Source organism: Streptomyces yatensis (genome assembly GCF_018069625.1).
GTDB lineage: Bacteria > Actinomycetota > Actinomycetes > Streptomycetales > Streptomycetaceae > Streptomyces > Streptomyces yatensis.
Genome location: NZ_CP072941.1, coordinates 4,565,897 through 4,580,798 on the forward strand (window position 1 = coordinate 4,565,897; position 14,902 = coordinate 4,580,798).

Annotated in this window: 26 protein-coding genes; all 26 read right to left on the reverse strand. The window is 66.9% G+C overall.

Annotated elements, in window-relative coordinates; translation table 11 throughout:
• Positions 1-27: 27 nt before the first annotated feature.
• Positions 28-438 carry an STAS domain-containing protein gene (locus J8403_RS18775; protein WP_211124220.1) on the reverse strand — a complete coding sequence of 137 codons (411 nt, stop codon included), beginning with the start codon at positions 436-438 and terminating at the stop codon, positions 28-30.
• The gene (locus J8403_RS18780; protein WP_211124221.1) at positions 435-1,313 is read right to left on the reverse strand and encodes an STAS domain-containing protein; all 879 of its coding nucleotides are present in this window, start codon (positions 1,311-1,313) and stop codon (positions 435-437) included. Before J8403_RS18780 ends, J8403_RS18775 begins: the two co-directional genes overlap by 4 nt.
• A 174-nt stretch (positions 1,314-1,487) precedes the next feature.
• On the reverse strand, positions 1,488-2,354 hold the full coding sequence (gene truA, locus J8403_RS18785; protein WP_211124222.1) for a tRNA pseudouridine(38-40) synthase TruA: 867 nt from the start codon (positions 2,352-2,354) through the stop codon (positions 1,488-1,490).
• 86 nt (positions 2,355-2,440) lie between these two features.
• Positions 2,441-2,971 (reverse strand): 50S ribosomal protein L17, encoded by a 531-nt coding sequence (gene rplQ / locus J8403_RS18790; RefSeq protein ID WP_211124223.1) that lies wholly within the window; start codon positions 2,969-2,971, stop codon positions 2,441-2,443.
• A gap of 113 nt (positions 2,972-3,084) precedes the next feature.
• Positions 3,085-4,107: a DNA-directed RNA polymerase subunit alpha gene (locus J8403_RS18795; protein WP_009715858.1), complete on the reverse strand. Its 1,023-nt coding sequence runs from the start codon at positions 4,105-4,107 to the stop codon at positions 3,085-3,087.
• 107 nt (positions 4,108-4,214) lie between these two features.
• On the reverse strand, positions 4,215-4,841 hold the full coding sequence (rpsD, locus tag J8403_RS18800; protein WP_059148963.1) for a 30S ribosomal protein S4: 627 nt from the start codon (positions 4,839-4,841) through the stop codon (positions 4,215-4,217).
• A 28-nt stretch (positions 4,842-4,869) separates the two neighbouring features.
• A complete protein-coding gene (gene rpsK, locus J8403_RS18805) occupies positions 4,870-5,274 on the reverse strand; it encodes a 30S ribosomal protein S11 (protein WP_009715860.1) in 405 nt (134 codons plus the stop codon).
• A 66-nt stretch (positions 5,275-5,340) separates the two neighbouring features.
• On the reverse strand, positions 5,341-5,721 hold the full coding sequence (gene rpsM / locus J8403_RS18810) for a 30S ribosomal protein S13 (protein WP_014054183.1): 381 nt from the start codon (positions 5,719-5,721) through the stop codon (positions 5,341-5,343).
• Between the two features lie 196 nt (positions 5,722-5,917).
• Positions 5,918-6,031, reverse strand: coding sequence for a 50S ribosomal protein L36 (gene rpmJ / locus J8403_RS18815; protein ID WP_003956441.1), 114 nt, complete (start codon positions 6,029-6,031; stop codon positions 5,918-5,920).
• A gap of 27 nt (positions 6,032-6,058) precedes the next feature.
• Positions 6,059-6,280: a translation initiation factor IF-1 gene (gene infA / locus J8403_RS18820; RefSeq protein WP_003956442.1), complete on the reverse strand. Its 222-nt coding sequence runs from the start codon at positions 6,278-6,280 to the stop codon at positions 6,059-6,061.
• Positions 6,281-6,431: 151 nt separating this feature from the next.
• The gene (gene map, locus J8403_RS18825) at positions 6,432-7,268 is read right to left on the reverse strand and encodes a type I methionyl aminopeptidase (RefSeq protein ID WP_211124224.1); all 837 of its coding nucleotides are present in this window, start codon (positions 7,266-7,268) and stop codon (positions 6,432-6,434) included.
• 87 nt (positions 7,269-7,355) lie between these two features.
• Entirely contained in the window at positions 7,356-8,012 is a 657-nt protein-coding gene (locus tag J8403_RS18830) for an adenylate kinase (RefSeq protein ID WP_211124225.1), read from the reverse strand.
• Positions 8,012-9,325: a preprotein translocase subunit SecY gene (secY, locus tag J8403_RS18835; protein WP_059148966.1), complete on the reverse strand. Its 1,314-nt coding sequence runs from the start codon at positions 9,323-9,325 to the stop codon at positions 8,012-8,014. Before secY ends, J8403_RS18830 begins: the two co-directional genes overlap by 1 nt.
• A gap of 204 nt (positions 9,326-9,529) precedes the next feature.
• Positions 9,530-9,985: a 50S ribosomal protein L15 gene (gene rplO, locus J8403_RS18840; protein ID WP_059148967.1), complete on the reverse strand. Its 456-nt coding sequence runs from the start codon at positions 9,983-9,985 to the stop codon at positions 9,530-9,532.
• A gap of 1 nt (position 9,986) precedes the next feature.
• Positions 9,987-10,169 (reverse strand): 50S ribosomal protein L30, encoded by a 183-nt coding sequence (gene rpmD, locus J8403_RS18845; protein WP_009715866.1) that lies wholly within the window; start codon positions 10,167-10,169, stop codon positions 9,987-9,989.
• Positions 10,170-10,171: 2 nt separating this feature from the next.
• Positions 10,172-10,777, reverse strand: a complete 606-nt coding sequence (gene rpsE / locus J8403_RS18850) for a 30S ribosomal protein S5 (protein WP_030835127.1) — start codon at positions 10,775-10,777, stop codon at positions 10,172-10,174.
• A 43-nt stretch (positions 10,778-10,820) separates the two neighbouring features.
• On the reverse strand, positions 10,821-11,204 hold the full coding sequence (gene rplR / locus J8403_RS18855; RefSeq protein WP_211124226.1) for a 50S ribosomal protein L18: 384 nt from the start codon (positions 11,202-11,204) through the stop codon (positions 10,821-10,823).
• Positions 11,205-11,207: 3 nt separating this feature from the next.
• Positions 11,208-11,747: a 50S ribosomal protein L6 gene (rplF, locus tag J8403_RS18860; protein WP_211124227.1), complete on the reverse strand. Its 540-nt coding sequence runs from the start codon at positions 11,745-11,747 to the stop codon at positions 11,208-11,210.
• A gap of 20 nt (positions 11,748-11,767) precedes the next feature.
• Positions 11,768-12,166 carry a 30S ribosomal protein S8 gene (rpsH, locus tag J8403_RS18865; protein ID WP_093463854.1) on the reverse strand — a complete coding sequence of 133 codons (399 nt, stop codon included), beginning with the start codon at positions 12,164-12,166 and terminating at the stop codon, positions 11,768-11,770.
• A gap of 260 nt (positions 12,167-12,426) precedes the next feature.
• The gene (locus J8403_RS18870) at positions 12,427-12,612 is read right to left on the reverse strand and encodes a type Z 30S ribosomal protein S14 (protein WP_003948630.1); all 186 of its coding nucleotides are present in this window, start codon (positions 12,610-12,612) and stop codon (positions 12,427-12,429) included.
• Positions 12,613-12,615: 3 nt separating this feature from the next.
• Positions 12,616-13,176 carry a 50S ribosomal protein L5 gene (gene rplE, locus J8403_RS18875; RefSeq protein ID WP_014054174.1) on the reverse strand — a complete coding sequence of 187 codons (561 nt, stop codon included), beginning with the start codon at positions 13,174-13,176 and terminating at the stop codon, positions 12,616-12,618.
• Positions 13,176-13,499 carry a 50S ribosomal protein L24 gene (gene rplX / locus J8403_RS18880; protein WP_014054173.1) on the reverse strand — a complete coding sequence of 108 codons (324 nt, stop codon included), beginning with the start codon at positions 13,497-13,499 and terminating at the stop codon, positions 13,176-13,178. Before rplX ends, rplE begins: the two co-directional genes overlap by 1 nt.
• Positions 13,500-13,502: 3 nt before the next feature.
• Positions 13,503-13,871 carry a 50S ribosomal protein L14 gene (rplN, locus tag J8403_RS18885; RefSeq protein ID WP_003998823.1) on the reverse strand — a complete coding sequence of 123 codons (369 nt, stop codon included), beginning with the start codon at positions 13,869-13,871 and terminating at the stop codon, positions 13,503-13,505.
• A gap of 100 nt (positions 13,872-13,971) precedes the next feature.
• Complete coding sequence (gene rpsQ, locus J8403_RS18890; RefSeq protein ID WP_014054172.1) at positions 13,972-14,259, reverse strand: 30S ribosomal protein S17; 288 nt, start codon at positions 14,257-14,259, stop codon at positions 13,972-13,974.
• Entirely contained in the window at positions 14,259-14,483 is a 225-nt protein-coding gene (rpmC, locus tag J8403_RS18895; protein WP_009715874.1) for a 50S ribosomal protein L29, read from the reverse strand. Before rpmC ends, rpsQ begins: the two co-directional genes overlap by 1 nt.
• Positions 14,483-14,902: a 50S ribosomal protein L16 gene (gene rplP / locus J8403_RS18900; protein ID WP_014054170.1), complete on the reverse strand. Its 420-nt coding sequence runs from the start codon at positions 14,900-14,902 to the stop codon at positions 14,483-14,485. The genes rpmC and rplP overlap by 1 nt, the downstream gene beginning before the upstream one ends.

The window sequence follows — 14,902 nt, forward strand, 5'->3', positions numbered from 1 at the left end:
TTGGGCCCGTGGGAGGCGAGGGTGGATTCACCGGGCAGTGCCACGTCGGGCCCCTTCCAGGGGCTGCTCGGCCTGACGCCACCCCAGCGCGGCCAGCCCCTGCTCCGGATTGAGTGCGGTCTCCACACCGACCAGTTCGATCCCCAGTTCGACCAGGGTGATCGCCACCGGCGGTCGCATCCCGGCCACGATCACCCGGGCCCCCAGCAGCCGGGCCACCGTGGTCAGCTCCATCAGCGTCCGGGCCACGAAGGAGTCGATGACCTCCAGCCGGGAGATGTCGATGAGCACCCCACGGGCGCCCTCGGCCGAGATCCGCTCGGTGAGCTCCTCGGTGAAGGCGATGGCGGTCCGATCGTCGAGTTCATTGAGCAGCCCCGTGACCAGGACATCTCCCAGTCGCAGAATCGGAACGCCGGGTGAGCGATGACCGTTCACCGACCATCTCCTTCGTCACCGTCGGGACCGGGCCCGTCGATCATCTTGATCGCGGCGGCCAGCGCGTCGGCCAGGGTCGCCCGCGTGAGGATGGTGGACAGATCGATGCCGAGCTGGGCGATGGTCTGGGCGATCGAGGGACGGACCCCGCTGATCACGCAGTCCGCGCCCATCAGCCGCACCGCGTTCACGGTCTGCATCAGATGCTGGGCGACGGCGGTGTCCACCGTCGGCACACCCGTGATGTCGATGATCGCGACCAGCGCCTCATGGTCCTGGATGGCCTGGAGCAGATTCTCCATCACCACCTGGGTCCGGGCGGTGTCCAGCGTGCCGATCAGCGGCACCGCCAGCACCTGCCGCCACAGCCGCACCACCGGTGTCGACTGCTCCATCAACTGCTGGCTCTGCCGGCGGATGATCTCCTCCCGGCCCTCCACATACGTCTCGAAGGACAGCGCCCCGGCCACATCCAGCAGCCGGTTCATGAAGACGGCCGAGGCGAACAGCTCCTCGGCGTCCCGAGTGTCCCGCTGCACCGCCTTGAGCAGCGCCTCCTTGAGCGCGAGCACCGCCAGCGAGGTCGCCGTCGGCGTGGCCCCCGCCCGCGCCCGGCGCATCGACAGCCCCACCACGGCCTCGTGCAGCCCCGGGGTGGAGGTCACCACCCGGTCCACCGGCACACCGCTCTGCAGGCCCGGAACCAGCGCCTCGATCAAGGCGTCGGCCTCCTCGCGCAGTTCGGCCTCGCCGATGTCGGTGTCAAGCAGGGCCTGCTCCATCTGCAGCTCGACCCAGCGATCGGCGATTTCCTCATCGCGCTCCTGAAGAGCCCTGGTCAGGCGCTCTCGTACAGCGGCCTCGCTGGTACTCACGCGGATCCCTTCGCGGTCTGCGACCGTTGTCGGTTGGCAGATTTTATCGATCTTCCGGAGGCCCCGGAAGTCGCATCATGCCGGTAGCCCCGCCGCCTTGACTCACCCGCCCAGTCCTCGGCACACGAGGCTCGTGGCGAGTACCCAAAGATCGACCGCCCACACCCGCCGATATCAGCAGCAGCCGGAACCGATCGCCGTCGCACCCGGCAGGGAGCGCTTGTTGCGGGACTCCCGGTTACGGGCGGCGAGTTGGTCATCGGCCGGATAGCCGACCTCCTCCAGGGTCAGGCCATGGGGTCGGACGACATGGACGGCGGAGTCGCGCACCCCCGCGGCGAGCACCTTGGCCGGCCAGTCCGAGGGACGGTGGCCGTCGCCGACGAAGAGCAGGGCGCCCACCAGCGAACGCACCATGTTGTGGCAGAAGGCGTCCGCCCGCACCGTCGCCGTGATGACCCCGTCCGCCCCGCGCACCCAGTCCAGCCGCTGGAGGGTGCGGATGGTGGTGGCGCCGTCGCGCTTCTTGCAGTACGCGGCGAAGTCGTGCTCGCCCAGGAGCCGTTCGGAGGCCGCGTTCATGGCGGCCACGTCCAGCGGCCAGTCATGCCACAGCACATGGCCGCGCAGCAGCGGATCGACCCCGCCGGGGTGGTCGGTGACCCGGTAGGCATAGCGCCGCCAGATCGCGGAGAAGCGGGCGTTGAACCCGGGCGGGGCCTGCTCGACCTTCCAGACCCGTACGTCATGGGGCAGCCGGCCGGCGAGCCGCCGCAGCAGCCTGTCCCGGTGCTCGGCCCACAGCGCCTCGGGCAGATCCACATGGGCCACCTGGCCGCGGGCATGGACCCCCGCGTCGGTGCGGCCCGCGACGGTCAGCTCGAAGGTCTCCGAGGAGCGCGTCACCGTCCGCAGCGCGCTCTCCAGCTCGCCCTGCACGGTGCGCCGCTCGCGCTGCCTGGCCCAGCCCGAGAAGTCCTTGCCGTCGTAACTCAGATCCAGCCGGACCCGTACGAAACCGGGGGCCGCCTCGTCACTCACTGGGTCGTTCCTCTCCACGCGGAACGGGCCCGCTCCCAGGTTCTGGGGGCGGGCCCGTCCGTGACAACGAAAGCCGGAGCGACGCCTCAGGCGTCCTTCGACTCCTCCGTGGCCGGAGCCTCAGTCGCCTCGGCCTCGGCGGCCGGGGCCTCGGTGGCCTCGTCCTTCTTGAGGTTCGCGGCGGCCGTGTCACCGGCGGCGTCCTTGGCGGTGCGCTTGGTGGCGGCCTCGGCCTCGCCGACCGCCTCCTGCTGCACGGTCAGCGCCTCGACCAGCTCGATGACCGCCATCGGGGCGTTGTCGCCACGACGGTTGCCGATCTTGGTGATACGGGTGTAGCCACCCGGCCGGTTCTCGTAGCGCGGGCCGATCTCGGTGAAGAGGGTGTGCACGACGCTCTTGTCGCGGATGGTCTGGAGCACCAGACGGCGGTTGTGAAGGTCGCCCTTCTTCGCCTTGGTGACCAGCTTCTCCGCGACCGGGCGCAGGCGGCGGGCCTTCGCCTCGGTGGTGGTGATCCGGCCGTGCTCGAACAGCGCGGTGGCGAGGTTCGCCAGCAGGAGCCGCTCGTGCGCAGCGCTGCCGCCCAGACGGGCGCCCTTGGCGGGCTTCGGCATGTGTCTCTCCTAGATGTCTGCACCGGCCGTATGAGGTACCGGTGTCAGTGAACAAAATCCAGCCCGTCCGGTGGCTGAGGACAACGCCTCAGCCACAGCGGACCGGCAGGTCTCTAGTACTGCTCGGTCTCGACGAAACCGGCATCCGCGTCGTCATCGGCGCCGAAGGCGTCCGCCGCGGCGGTCGGGTCGAATCCGGGCGGGCTGTCCTTGAGCGCCAGGCCCATACCGGCCAGCTTCGCCTTGACCTCGTCGATCGACTTGGCGCCGAAGTTCCGGATGTCGAGCAGGTCCGCCTCGGACCGCGCCACGAGCTCACCCACGGAGTGGATGCCCTCGCGCTTGAGGCAGTTGTACGAGCGGACGGTGAGCTCGAGCTCCTCGATCGGCAGCGCCAGATCGGCGGCCAGGGCGGCGTCCGTCGGGGACGGGCCCATGTCGATGCCCTCGGCGTCCACGTTCAGCTCGCGGGCCAGGCCGAACAGCTCGACCAGGGTCTTACCGGCCGACGCCATGGCGTCACGCGGCCGCATGGCCTGCTTGGTCTCGACGTCGACGATCAGCTTGTCGAAGTCGGTGCGCTGCTCGACACGGGTCGCCTCGACCTTGTAGGTGACCTTGAGCACCGGCGAGTAGATCGAGTCGACCGGGATCCGGCCGATCTCCTGGCCGACCTGCTTGTTCTGCACGGCGGAGACGTAACCGCGGCCACGCTCGACCGTGAGCTCCATCTCCAGCTTGCCCTTGCCGTTCAGCGTGGCCAGGACCAGGTCGGGGTTGTGCACCTCGACACCGGCCGGCGGGGCGATGTCGGCGGCGGTGACCAGACCCGGGCCCTGCTTGCGCAGGTACATCACGACCGGCTCGTCGTGCTCCGAGGAGACGACCAGCTGCTTGATGTTGAGGATCAGGTCGGTGACGTCCTCCTTGACGCCCGGCACGGTGGTGAACTCGTGCAGGACCCCGTCGATCCGGATGCTGGTGACGGCCGCACCGGGGATCGAGGAGAGGAGCGTACGACGCAGGGAGTTTCCGAGGGTGTAGCCGAAGCCCGGCTCCAGCGGCTCGATCACGAACCGGGAGCGGAACTCGTCGACGACCTCTTCGGTCAACGAGGGACGCTGAGCGATCAGCATGGGTTTGCCTCCAGTCTTCGGCGCCCGCTATTTGACGCCGAACCCTTCAATGGTACGGGCGGTACGGGCCAAACGGCTCCGTACCGCCCGTATCGTCCAGCGGTCTACTACTTGGAGTAGAGCTCGACGATCAGCTGCTCCTGCACCTGGGTGTCGATCACCTGGCGCTCGGGCATGGAGTGCACGAGGATCCGCAGCTGCGACGGAATGGCCTCCAGCCACGCCGGCACCGTGCGCTCGCCCGCCTCGGCCTGAGCCACCTGGAAGGGGGTCAGGGTCCGGGACTTCGTGCGGACCTCGATGATGTCGTTCACGGTGACGCGGGCCGACGGAATGTCGGTCTTGCGGCCGTTCACGTTGATGTGGCCGTGGCGGACCAGCTGACGGGCGTGGTCGCGGGACTTGGCGAAGCCGGCCCGGTAGACCACGTTGTCGAGGCGGGTCTCGAGGATGCGAAGCAAGTTCTCACCGGTCTTGCCGGACTTCTTGTTCGCCTCCGCGTAGTAGCCACGGAACTGCTTCTCAAGGACGCCGTAGATGCGGGTCGCCTTCTGCTTCTCACGGAGCTGCAGCAGGTACTCGCTGTCCTTGGTGCGCCCGCGACCGTGCTCACCCGGGGGGTAAGGACGGATCTCGATCGGGCACTTCGCGCTCTCGCACTTGCTCCCCTTGAGGAAGAGCTTCTGCTTCTCCCGACGGCAACGCTTGCAGTCGGCCCCGGTGTAACGCGCCATTGTTTTTGTTGTCTCCTACTTCAGCCGGTCAGACGCGCCGACGCTTGGGCGGGCGGCATCCGTTGTGCGGAGTCGGAGTGACGTCCTGGATCGAACCCACCTCCAGGCCGGTGGCCTGGAGCGAGCGGATCGCGGTCTCACGGCCGGAGCCCGGACCCTTGACGAACACGTCGACCTTGCGCATGCCGTGCTCCTGCGCGCGGCGGGCGGCCGACTCGGCGGCCATCTGCGCGGCGAACGGAGTGGACTTGCGCGAGCCCTTGAAGCCGACGTGGCCGGCAGAGGCCCAAGAGATCACATTCCCGGTCGGGTCCGTGATCGAGACGATGGTGTTGTTGAACGTGCTCTTGATGTGAGCGTGCCCGTGGGCGACGTTCTTCTTCTCCTTGCGGCGCACCTTCTTGGCGCCGGCCGTCCTGCTCTTCGGAGGCATTCCTGAAATCTCCCGTGGAGGTGGTCGGTCCTACAGCTCGGACCGCTTGACAGCGTCCGGTGCGGACTACTTCTTGCCCGGCTTCTTCTTACCGGCGATCGCGCGACGCGGGCCCTTGCGGGTGCGGGCGTTGGTGCTGGTGCGCTGGCCGTGGACCGGAAGGCCGCGGCGGTGGCGCAGACCCTGGTAGCAGCCGATCTCGACCTTGCGGCGGATGTCGGCCTGGATCTCGCGACGGAGGTCACCCTCGGTCTTGATGTTGTTGTCCACGTACTCGCGGATCTTGACCAGGTCTTCTTCGCCCAGGTCACGAACGCGGGTGTCCGGGTTCACACCGGTGTTGGCGAGCGTCTGCTGGGCAAGGGTGCGACCGATGCCGAAGACGTAGGTGAGGGCGACCTCGACGCGCTTTTCGCGCGGGAGATCAACGCCTGCGAGGCGTGCCATGAATCTGGCTCCAGATGGTTGTCGGAGGTCTTCCGCAGCACCGCTCCCGGCCACCGTTCGCACGGATACCGGGTCCCCGGCCTCCGACCGGGGGTGTCGTCCCCGCGAGGCGGGAACGGGTGACTGCGTATGTACGCAAAGTTATGACGTCGCGCGAAGATGCTGCGAGTGGTGCAGGATATCCGGCCGGTGTGCGTCAGCCCTGGCGCTGCTTGTGGCGCAGGTTGTCGCAAATGACCATGACCCGGCCGTGGCGGCGGATCACCTTGCACTTGTCGCAGATCTTCTTGACGCTCGGCTTGACCTTCATGGTGTGAGGTTCTCCGGGTCGTGAGATCTACTTGTAGCGGTAGACGATCCGTCCGCGCGTGAGGTCGTACGGAGACAGCTCCACCACGACCCGGTCATCGGGCAGGATGCGGATGTAGTGCATGCGCATCTTGCCGCTGATGTGCGCGAGGACCTTGTGACCGTTCTGAAGCTCCACCTTGAACATCGCGTTCGGCAGAGACTCGATCACGGTGCCCTCGATTTCGATGGCGCCTTGCTTCTTGGCCATGTCCTGCTTTCGGGATCGGCTACCTTGATCGGCTCGCCACATGCGGGAGGGCATGCGTGAGCCGACGTGTCAGTCTACGTCAGGGCATCCCGAAACACGAATCCGGGGCATGATGCCCCGGAATCGAGATCTTTATGCCCACGGATGATCGTCAGGCCAGGGGATCGGGCGCGGCCTCCACGCCCAGCTCGGCCAGCTTGGCCTTGCCGCCGTCCACGGCGGTCAGCACCAGCGGGCCCTCCTCGGTCAGCGCGACCGAGTGCTCCCAGTGGCTGGACCAGGTGCCGTCGTCCGTCTTGACGGTCCAGTCGTCGGACAGCACATGCGTCTTCGCGGTGCCCAGGCTCACCATGGGCTCGATCGCGATGCAGAAGCCGGGGCCCAGCCGCGGGCCCTTGCCGCGCTTCTTGGAGACGTAGTTCAGCAGATGCGGGTCCATGTGCATCTGGGTGCCGATGCCATGGCCGCCGTAGTCCTCGATGATCCCGTACTTGCCGGAGGCCGGGCGGGGCTGGCGGCGGATGTAGCCCTCGATCGCCTTGGAGATGTCGATGAGCCGGTGGCCCTTGCGGACCGCCGCGATCCCGGCCCACATCGACTCCTCGGTCACCCGGCTGAGCTCGTGCAGCTCCGGGGCGTGACCGGTGCCCACGAAGGCGGTGAAGGCGGCGTCGCCGTGCCAGCCGTCCACGATCGCGCCCGCGTCGATGGAGATGATGTCGCCGTCCTTGAGGACGGTCTCCTGGTCCGGGATGCCGTGCACCACGATGTCGTTCACCGAGGTGCAGATCGTGGCGGGGAAGCCGCCGTAACCCAGGAAGTTCGACTTGGCGCCGTGGTCGGCGATGACCTTACGGGCGACGTCGTCCAGGTCCTTGGTGGTGGCGCCGGGGACCGCGGCCGCCCGTGTCGCCTCGTGAATGGCGGCGACGACCAGTCCCGCCTCACGCATCTTCGCGATCTGCTCGGGAGTCTTGATCTCCACCATCACTCAGCCTTCCGCGTCCATCGGTTCTGCTCAACAGTACGGCCGCGATGCCCCCGGCGGGGCATCGCGGCCGATCAGCTCTGTTCCCTAGGCCGCCTTGGCCGCCAGGGCGTCCATCGCCCGCTGGGTGACCTCGGACACCTTGCCGAGCGCCGAGATCGTCACGACCAGGCCCTTGGCCTTGTAGTAGTCGATGATCGGCTCGGTCTCCCGGTGGTAGACCTCGAGTCGTTTGCGGACCGTCTCCTCGCTGTCGTCCTCGCGCTGGTACAGCTCGCCGCCGCAGATGTCGCACACACCCGGGACCTTCGGCGGCTTGTACTCCACGTGGAACGTGTGCGAGCTGTCCTGACGGCAGGTACGGCGGCCCGCGATGCGCTTGATCACCTCGGACTCGGGGACCTCCAGGTCCAGCACCGCGTCCAGCGAGACCCCGCGCTCGGCCAGGTAGGCGTCCAGGGCCTCGGCCTGGACCTGGTTCCTCGGGAACCCGTCCAGCAGGAAGCCCGACTGTGCGTCCGGCTGGTCCAGCCGGTCCTCCGCCATGGCGATGGTGACCTCGTCCGGTACCAGCTGCCCGGCCCGCATGTACTCCTGCGCCTGCTTGCCGAGGGGAGTGCCCTGGCTGATGTTCGCGCGGAACAGGTCGCCGGTGGAGATATGCGGGATCGACAGCTTCTCGGCAAGGTACGCGGCCTGCGTACCCTTGCCGGCTCCCGGAGGCCCGACGAGGACGATTCGCATCAGCGGAGGAACCCTTCGTAGTGTCGCTGCTGAAGCTGGCTCTCGATCTGCTTCACAGTCTCCAGGCCGACACCCACGATGATCAGGATGCTCGTGCCGCCGAACGGGAAGTTCTGATTGGCGTTGAGCGTCACCAGTGCCACCGTGGGCACCAGGGCGATCAAGCCCAGATAGAGCGCACCGGGCCACGTGATGCGGTTCAGCACGTAGCTCAGATACTCCGCGGTGGGACGACCAGCCCGGATACCCGGGATGAACCCACCATACTTCTTCATGTTGTCGGCAACTTCTTCGGGGTTGAAGCTGATGGCGACATAGAAGAATGCGAAGAAGACGATCAGCAGGAAGTACGTGGCGATGTAGATCGGGTGGTCGCCCTTGACGAAGTTCTGCGAGATCCAGGTCGCCCAGCCGGCCTTCGAATTGGAGAACTGGACGATCAGCGCCGGAATGTACAGCAGCGATGAGGCGAAGATCACGGGGATCACACCCGCCTGGTTCACCTTCATCGGGATGTAGGTGGACGTACCGCCGTACGAGCGACGGCCGATCATGCGCTTGGCGTATTGCACCGGGATCCGGCGCTGGGCCTGCTCGACGAAGACCACCAGGCCGACCATGGCCAGACCACAGAGGATCACCAGGCCGAACTCCAGCCAGCCCCCCATGATCTTGCCCTGCTGCTTGATGCTCCACATCGCGCTCGGGAACCCGGCGGCGATCGAGACGAACATCAGGATCGACATGCCGTTGCCGATGCCGCGGTCGGTGACCAGCTCACCGAGCCACATGATCAGCGCGGTGCCGGCGGTCATCGTGATGACCATCACGGCGGTAGTGAAGATCGAGTCGTCCCGGACGATCTGGCCGCCGACGGGACAGCTCTGGAAGAGCGAGCCGCTGCGGGCGGTGGCCACCAGGCCGGTGCCCTGCAGAATCGCCAGCGCGATCGTCAGATAGCGGGTGTACTGCGTGATCTTCGACTGCCCGGCCTGACCCTCCTTCTTGAGGGCCTCGAGACGCGGGATCACCACGGTCAGCAGCTGCAGGATGATGCTCGCCGTGATGTACGGCATGATCCCGAGCGCGAAGATGGTGATCTGGAGCAGTGCGCCACCACTGAACATGTTGACCAGGCCGAACAGCCCCTGCTGGCCCTTGGCGAGGTCCATGCACGTCTGGACGTTCTTGTAGTCGATGCCCGGGATCGGGATATGTTGCCCGAGCCTGAAGAGCACGATGATGCCCAGCGTGAACAGCAGCTTCTTGCGCAGGTCGGGCGTCTTGAACGCCCGGGCGAACGCGGTGAGCACGGTGCCTCCTGCGCCCCCCGCGTGCGTGCGCGAGAGGTGACGGTCTTGAGGATCGACGAATACTTATCAGCCAGGACCCGCGCGGAGGCGTACCGCGCGGAAGGTAACAACGCACGCCACCTTACCGGCGACCTGGCCCCGCTTGGAACGACCAACCGGGGATGCCCCGTATCTGGAGCATCCCCGGTCGGGTGTGCACCGTGCTCAGACGAGCTCGGTGACGGTGCCACCGGCAGCGGTGATCTTCTCCTTGGCGGAGCCGGAGACGGCGTCGACCGTCACCTGGAGCGCCACGGAGACCTCACCGGAGCCCAGCACCTTGACGAGCTGGTTCTTGCGCACCGCACCCTTGGCGACCAGATCGGCCACCGTGACCTCGCCACCCTGCGGGTAGAGCGCGGCCAGCTTGTCCAGGTTCACGACCTGGTACTCGGTGCGGAACGGGTTCTTGAAGCCCTTGAGCTTCGGGAGCCGCATGTGGAGGGGCATCTGCCCACCCTCGAAGCGCTCCGGAACCTGGTAGCGGGCCTTGGTGCCCTTGGTGCCACGACCAGCGGTCTTACCCTTGGACGCCTCACCACGACCGACACGGGTCTTGGCGGTCTTGGCGCCAGGGGCGGGCCGGAGGTTGTGGACCTTCAGCGGGTTGTTCTCCGCCATCTCAGTCGACCTCCTCGACCGTCACGAGGTGCCGCACGGTGGTCGCCATGCCGCGGAACTCGGGGCGGTCCTCCTTGACAACCACGTCGCCGAGCTTCTTCAGCCCGAGCGAACGCAGGGTGTCGCGGTGGTTCTGCTTGCTGCCGATGTAGGACTTCGTCTGCGTGATCTTCAGGCGGGCCATGCTCACACACCCACCCCGGCACGCGCCCGCAGCAGAGCGGCGGGGGCGACGTCCTCCAGCGGCAGACCACGGCGGGCGGCGATCTCCTCGGGGCGCTGAAGGCCCTGCAGAGCGGCCACCGTGGCGTGCACGATGTTGATCGGGTTCGACGAACCGAGCGACTTGCTGAGCACGTCGTGGATGCCCGCGCACTCCAGCACGGCGCGCACCGGGCCACCGGCGATCACACCGGTACCGGGGGACGCCGGCTTCAGCAGCACGACACCCGCGGCCTCCTCACCCTGGATCGGGTGCGGGATGGTGCCGGCGATCCGGGGGACCTTGAAGAAGTGCTTCTTGGCCTCCTCCACGCCCTTGGCGATCGCGGCCGGCACCTCCTTGGCCTTGCCGTAACCGACACCCACGGTGCCGTCACCGTCGCCCACCACGACCAGCGCGGTGAAGCTGAAGCGACGACCACCCTTCACAACCTTGGCGACGCGGTTGATCGCGACAACACGCTCGACGTAAGCGGTCTTCTCGGCGGCAGCGCCACCGTCCCGCCGGTCCTTCCGGTCCCGCCGCTCGCCGCCACCGGCGCCGCCACCGCGGCGCTGGGGTCCAGCCATTGGATTTACCTCTCTCGTTTCCGCTTTGCGTTGGAACCGGGGCTCAGAACTGCAGCCCGGCCTCGCGGGCGGCGTCCGCCAGAGCGGCAATCCGCCCGGCGTACTTGTTGCCACCACGGTCGAACACGACGGCCTCGATGCCCGCGGCCTTCGCCCGCTCGGCCACCAGCGCGCCGACCTGCTGCGCCTGGGCGCTCTTGTCGCCCTCGGCCGCCCGGATGGCGCTGTCCAGCGTCGACGCCGAGGCCAGCGTGTGGCCCGCGATGTCGTCGATGACCTGCGCCACCATGTGACGGTTGGACCGCGTCACCACGAGGCGAGGACGGACCGGCGTGCCGGAGACCCGCTTGCGGACGCGGATGTGACGCCGCTTGACGGCAGCCGCCTTACGGGCGTTGCCCTTGGCGATCTTCACACCGTATGCCATGGCTTACTTACCAGCCTTTCCGACCTTGCGGCGGATGACCTCGCCCGCGTACTTCACGCCCTTGGCCTTGTACGGGTCGGGCTTGCGCAGCTTGCGGATGTTCGCGGCGACCTCGCCGACCTTCTGCTTGTCGATGCCCTCGACGCTCAGCTTGGTCGGGGACTCCACCTTGAAGGTGATGCCCTCGGGGGCCTCGACCACGATCGGGTGGCTGTAGCCCAGGGCGAACTCCAGGTTGGAGCCCTTGGCCTGGACGCGGTAACCCACACCGCTGATCTCGAGCGCCTTGCTGTAGCCCTGGGTCACGCCGGTGATCATGTTCGCCACCAGCGTGCGGGACAGGCCGTGCAGGGCCTTGTTCTGACGCTCGTCGTTGGGGCGGATGACAACGAGCGTGTTGTCCTCACCCTTGGCGACATCGATCGGCGCGGCGACGGTGTGCGAGAGAGAACCCTTGGGGCCCTTCACGGCGACCGTGCGGCCATCGATGGTGACGTCCACACCAGCGGGAACCTGGATGGGCAGCTTGCCAATGCGCGACATGTGCTTCCTCCGTTCCCTGGTTACCAGACGTAGGCGAGGACTTCCCCACCCACGCCCTTCTTGCCGGCCTGCTTGTCGGTGAGGAGCCCGTGCGACGTGGAGATGATCGCCACGCCCAGGCCGCCGAGCACCTTCGGCAGGTTGGTGGACTTTGCGTAGACCCGCAGACCCGGCTTCGAAATCCGCTTGATGCCGGCGATCGAGCGCTCGCGGTTCGGGCCGAACTTCAGCTCGAGGGTGAGGTTCTTGCCGACCTCGGCGTCCTCGACCTTCCAGCCGGTGATGTAGCCCTCCTGCTGGAGGATCTCCGCGATATGCGACTTGATCTTGCTGTGGGGCATCTGGACGGAGTCGTGATACGCCGAGTTCGCGTTTCGCAGACGTGTCAGCATGTCTGCGATCGGATCGGTCATGGTCATGATGGCCTTCGGCCTCTCTCGCCGGGGTTTCCTGTATGCGCCATCCCTCTCACCCACTCACGGTGGGCACGGGTGCGGCGCGGGGACCTACGGCGTAGTAAGGATTCTGGGCGGCGAGCGCCCAACCGTTCCACTCTACGGGAGTGGACGGGCGGGGCTCGCCATCCATTTGCTTACCGAGAGTCCGGTACCAGCCCAAAATTCCATCTTTCGCCCGCCAGGGCGCCCGTTGAGGGCGGTGGCGGAAGACGGGTGGGCTGTTACCAGGAGCTCTTGGTCACGCCCGGCAGCTCGCCACGGTGAGCCATCTCACGAAGGCACACGCGGCACAGGCCGAACTTACGGTAGACGGAGTGCGGACGTCCGCAACGCTGGCAGCGCGTGTACCCACGCACGCCGAACTTGGGCTTGCGGGCGGCCTTGGCAATGAGAGCCTTCTTCGCCACGGCTCACGCCTCCTTGAACGGGAAGCCGAGGTGACGCAGCAGGGCGCGGCCCTCGTCGTCGTTGGTCGCCGTGGTCACCACGGTGATGTCCATACCCCGGACGCGGTCGATCTTGTCCTGGTCGATCTCGTGGAACATGACCTGCTCCGTGAGACCGAAGGTGTAGTTGCCCCGGCCGTCGAACTGCTTCGGCGACAGACCGCGGAAGTCGCGGATGCGCGGCAGCGCGAGCGACACCAGACGGTCCAGGAACTCCCACATGCGGTCACCGCGGAGGGTGACGTGGGCGCCGATCGGCTGGCCCTCACGCAGCTTGAACTGCGCGATGGACTTACGGGCCTTGGTGACGGCGGGCTTCTGGCCGGTGATCGTGGAGAGGTCGCGGATGGCGCCCTCGATCAGCTTGGAGTCGCGGGCGGCGTCGCCCACACCCATGTTGACCACGACCTTGGTCAGACCCGGGATCTGCATGACGTTCTCGTAGGAGAACTGCTCCTGCAGCTTGCCCTGGATCTCTTCGCGGTAGCGCGCCTTGAGGCGCGGTGCAGTGGTGGTGGCAGTCATCAGATGTCCTCACCGGTCCGCTTGGCAACGCGGATCTTGTTGCCCTCGTCGTCGAAGCGGTATCCGACGCGGGTGACGACCTTGTTGCCGTCCTTCTCCACCACGAGCTGCACGTTGCTCACGTGGATCGGGGCTTCGGTCGTCACGATGCCGCCGGTCTTCGAACCACGAGCGGTCTGTCCGGCCTTGGTGTGCTTCTTGACCCGGTTGACACCCTCGACCAGGACACGGTCCTCGCGCGGGAAGGCCGCGATGACCTTGCCCTGCTTGCCCTTGTCCTTACCGGTGATGACCTGGACCAGGTCGCCCTTCTTGATCTTCATCGGTTACAGCACCTCCGGCGCGAGCGAGATGATCTTCATGAACTTCTTCTCGCGCAGCTCACGGCCCACCGGGCCGAAGATACGGGTGCCACGGGGGTCGCCATCGTTCTTGAGGATGACGGCCGCGTTCTCGTCGAAGCGGATGTACGAACCGTCCGGGCGGCGGCGCTCCTTGACGGTGCGCACGATGACCGCCTTGACGACGTCACCCTTCTTCACGTTGCCACCGGGGATCGCGTCCTTGACGGTGGCGACGATGACGTCACCGATGCCCGCGTAGCGGCGACCGGAGCCACCGAGAACACGGATGCAAAGGATTTCCTTCGCGCCCGTGTTGTCGGCGACGCGCAGTCGCGACTCCTGCTGGATCACGTCTATCTCCTGATCGTCTGCCGGTTCCCGGCAGGGGCTGGATATTCCCAGCCCCTGCCGAGCCTGGCGGAACTGTCCTGCGGACTATTGCCCGCAGGAATTACTTAGCCTTCTCGAGGATCTCGACGACGCGCCAGCGCTTGGTCGCGGACAGCGGCCGGGTCTCCATCAGGAGGACGCGGTCGCCGACACCCGCGGCGTTCTGCTCGTCGTGCGCCTTGAGCTTGTTCGTACGGCGGATGACCTTGCCGTACAGCGCGTGCTTGACGCGGTCCTCGACGGCGACGACGACGGTCTTGTCCATCTTGTCGCTGACGACCAGACCCTCACGGGTCTTGCGGAAGCCGCGGTTCTGCGTTGCGTTCTCAGTCACATTCGTCTCGCTCATCAGGCGCTCTCCACCGTCTCGATGCCGAGCTCGCGCTCCCGCATCAGGGTGTAGATCCGGGCGATGTCCTTGCGGACGGCCTTCAGCCGGCCGTGGTTCTCAAGCTGTCCGGTCGCCGCCTGGAAGCGGAGGTTGAACAGCTCTTCCTTGGCCTCACGGAGCTTGCCAACGAGGTCCTCGTTGTTCAGCTCACGCAGCTCGGACGCCTTGGTACCGGCCGCCATCACGACTCACCTGCCTCGCGCCGCACGATCCGGCACTTCATCGGGAGCTTGTGAGCAGCGCGGGTGAGCGCCTCACGCGCAGTCTTCTCGTTCGGGAAGGACAGCTCGAACATCACCCGGCCGGGCTTGACGTTCGCGACCCACCACTCCGGCGAACCCTTACCGGAACCCATGCGGGTCTCGGCAGGCTTCTTCGTCAGCGGACGGTCCGGGTAGATGTTGATCCAGACCTTGCCGCCACGCTTGATGTGGCGGGTCATCGCGATACGAGCGGCCTCGATCTGCCGGTTGGTGACGTACGCCGGGGTGACGGCCTGGATGCCGTACTCGCCGAACGCCAGCTCCGTGCCGCCCTTGGCCATGCCGGACCGCTTGGGGTGGTGCTGCTTGCGGTGCTTGACCCTGCGAGGGATCAGCAT

What these genes read in the sequence shown, in the direction of transcription:
- rpmD (WP_009715866.1), bottom strand. Translation starts at nt 10,169, where the DNA reads ATGGCCCGCCTGAAGATCACGCAGACGAAGTCCTACATCGGCAGCAAG.
- rpsE (WP_030835127.1), bottom strand. Translation starts at nt 10,777, where the DNA reads ATGGCTGGACCCCAGCGCCGCGGTGGCGGCGCCGGTGGCGGCGAGCGG.
- J8403_RS18795 (WP_009715858.1), bottom strand. Translation starts at nt 4,107, where the DNA reads ATGCTGATCGCTCAGCGTCCCTCGTTGACCGAAGAGGTCGTCGACGAG.
- rplQ (WP_211124223.1), bottom strand. Translation starts at nt 2,971, where the DNA reads ATGCCGAAGCCCGCCAAGGGCGCCCGTCTGGGCGGCAGCGCTGCGCAC.
- rpsM (WP_014054183.1), bottom strand. Translation starts at nt 5,721, where the DNA reads ATGGCACGCCTCGCAGGCGTTGATCTCCCGCGCGAAAAGCGCGTCGAG.
- rplR (WP_211124226.1), bottom strand. Translation starts at nt 11,204, where the DNA reads ATGGCATACGGTGTGAAGATCGCCAAGGGCAACGCCCGTAAGGCGGCT.
- rplF (WP_211124227.1), bottom strand. Translation starts at nt 11,747, where the DNA reads ATGTCGCGCATTGGCAAGCTGCCCATCCAGGTTCCCGCTGGTGTGGAC.
- rpsD (WP_059148963.1), bottom strand. Translation starts at nt 4,841, where the DNA reads ATGGCGCGTTACACCGGGGCCGACTGCAAGCGTTGCCGTCGGGAGAAG.
- map (WP_211124224.1), bottom strand. Translation starts at nt 7,268, where the DNA reads ATGGTGGAGATCAAGACTCCCGAGCAGATCGCGAAGATGCGTGAGGCG.
- J8403_RS18830 (WP_211124225.1), bottom strand. Translation starts at nt 8,012, where the DNA reads ATGCGAATCGTCCTCGTCGGGCCTCCGGGAGCCGGCAAGGGTACGCAG.
- rplE (WP_014054174.1), bottom strand. Translation starts at nt 13,176, where the DNA reads ATGACTGCCACCACCACTGCACCGCGCCTCAAGGCGCGCTACCGCGAA.
- rplO (WP_059148967.1), bottom strand. Translation starts at nt 9,985, where the DNA reads ATGGCGGAGAACAACCCGCTGAAGGTCCACAACCTCCGGCCCGCCCCT.
- rplX (WP_014054173.1), bottom strand. Translation starts at nt 13,499, where the DNA reads ATGAAGATCAAGAAGGGCGACCTGGTCCAGGTCATCACCGGTAAGGAC.
- rpmJ (WP_003956441.1), bottom strand. Translation starts at nt 6,031, where the DNA reads ATGAAGGTCAAGCCGAGCGTCAAGAAGATCTGCGACAAGTGCAAGGTG.
- rplP (WP_014054170.1), bottom strand. Translation starts at nt 14,902, where the DNA reads ATGCTGATCCCTCGCAGGGTCAAGCACCGCAAGCAGCACCACCCCAAG.
- infA (WP_003956442.1), bottom strand. Translation starts at nt 6,280, where the DNA reads ATGGCCAAGAAGCAAGGCGCCATCGAAATCGAGGGCACCGTGATCGAG.
- rpsK (WP_009715860.1), bottom strand. Translation starts at nt 5,274, where the DNA reads ATGCCTCCGAAGAGCAGGACGGCCGGCGCCAAGAAGGTGCGCCGCAAG.
- rpmC (WP_009715874.1), bottom strand. Translation starts at nt 14,483, where the DNA reads ATGGCGGCCGGTACCAAGGCGTCCGAGCTGCGTGAGCTGAACAACGAG.
- rpsH (WP_093463854.1), bottom strand. Translation starts at nt 12,166, where the DNA reads ATGACCATGACCGATCCGATCGCAGACATGCTGACACGTCTGCGAAAC.
- rpsQ (WP_014054172.1), bottom strand. Translation starts at nt 14,259, where the DNA reads ATGAGCGAGACGAATGTGACTGAGAACGCAACGCAGAACCGCGGCTTC.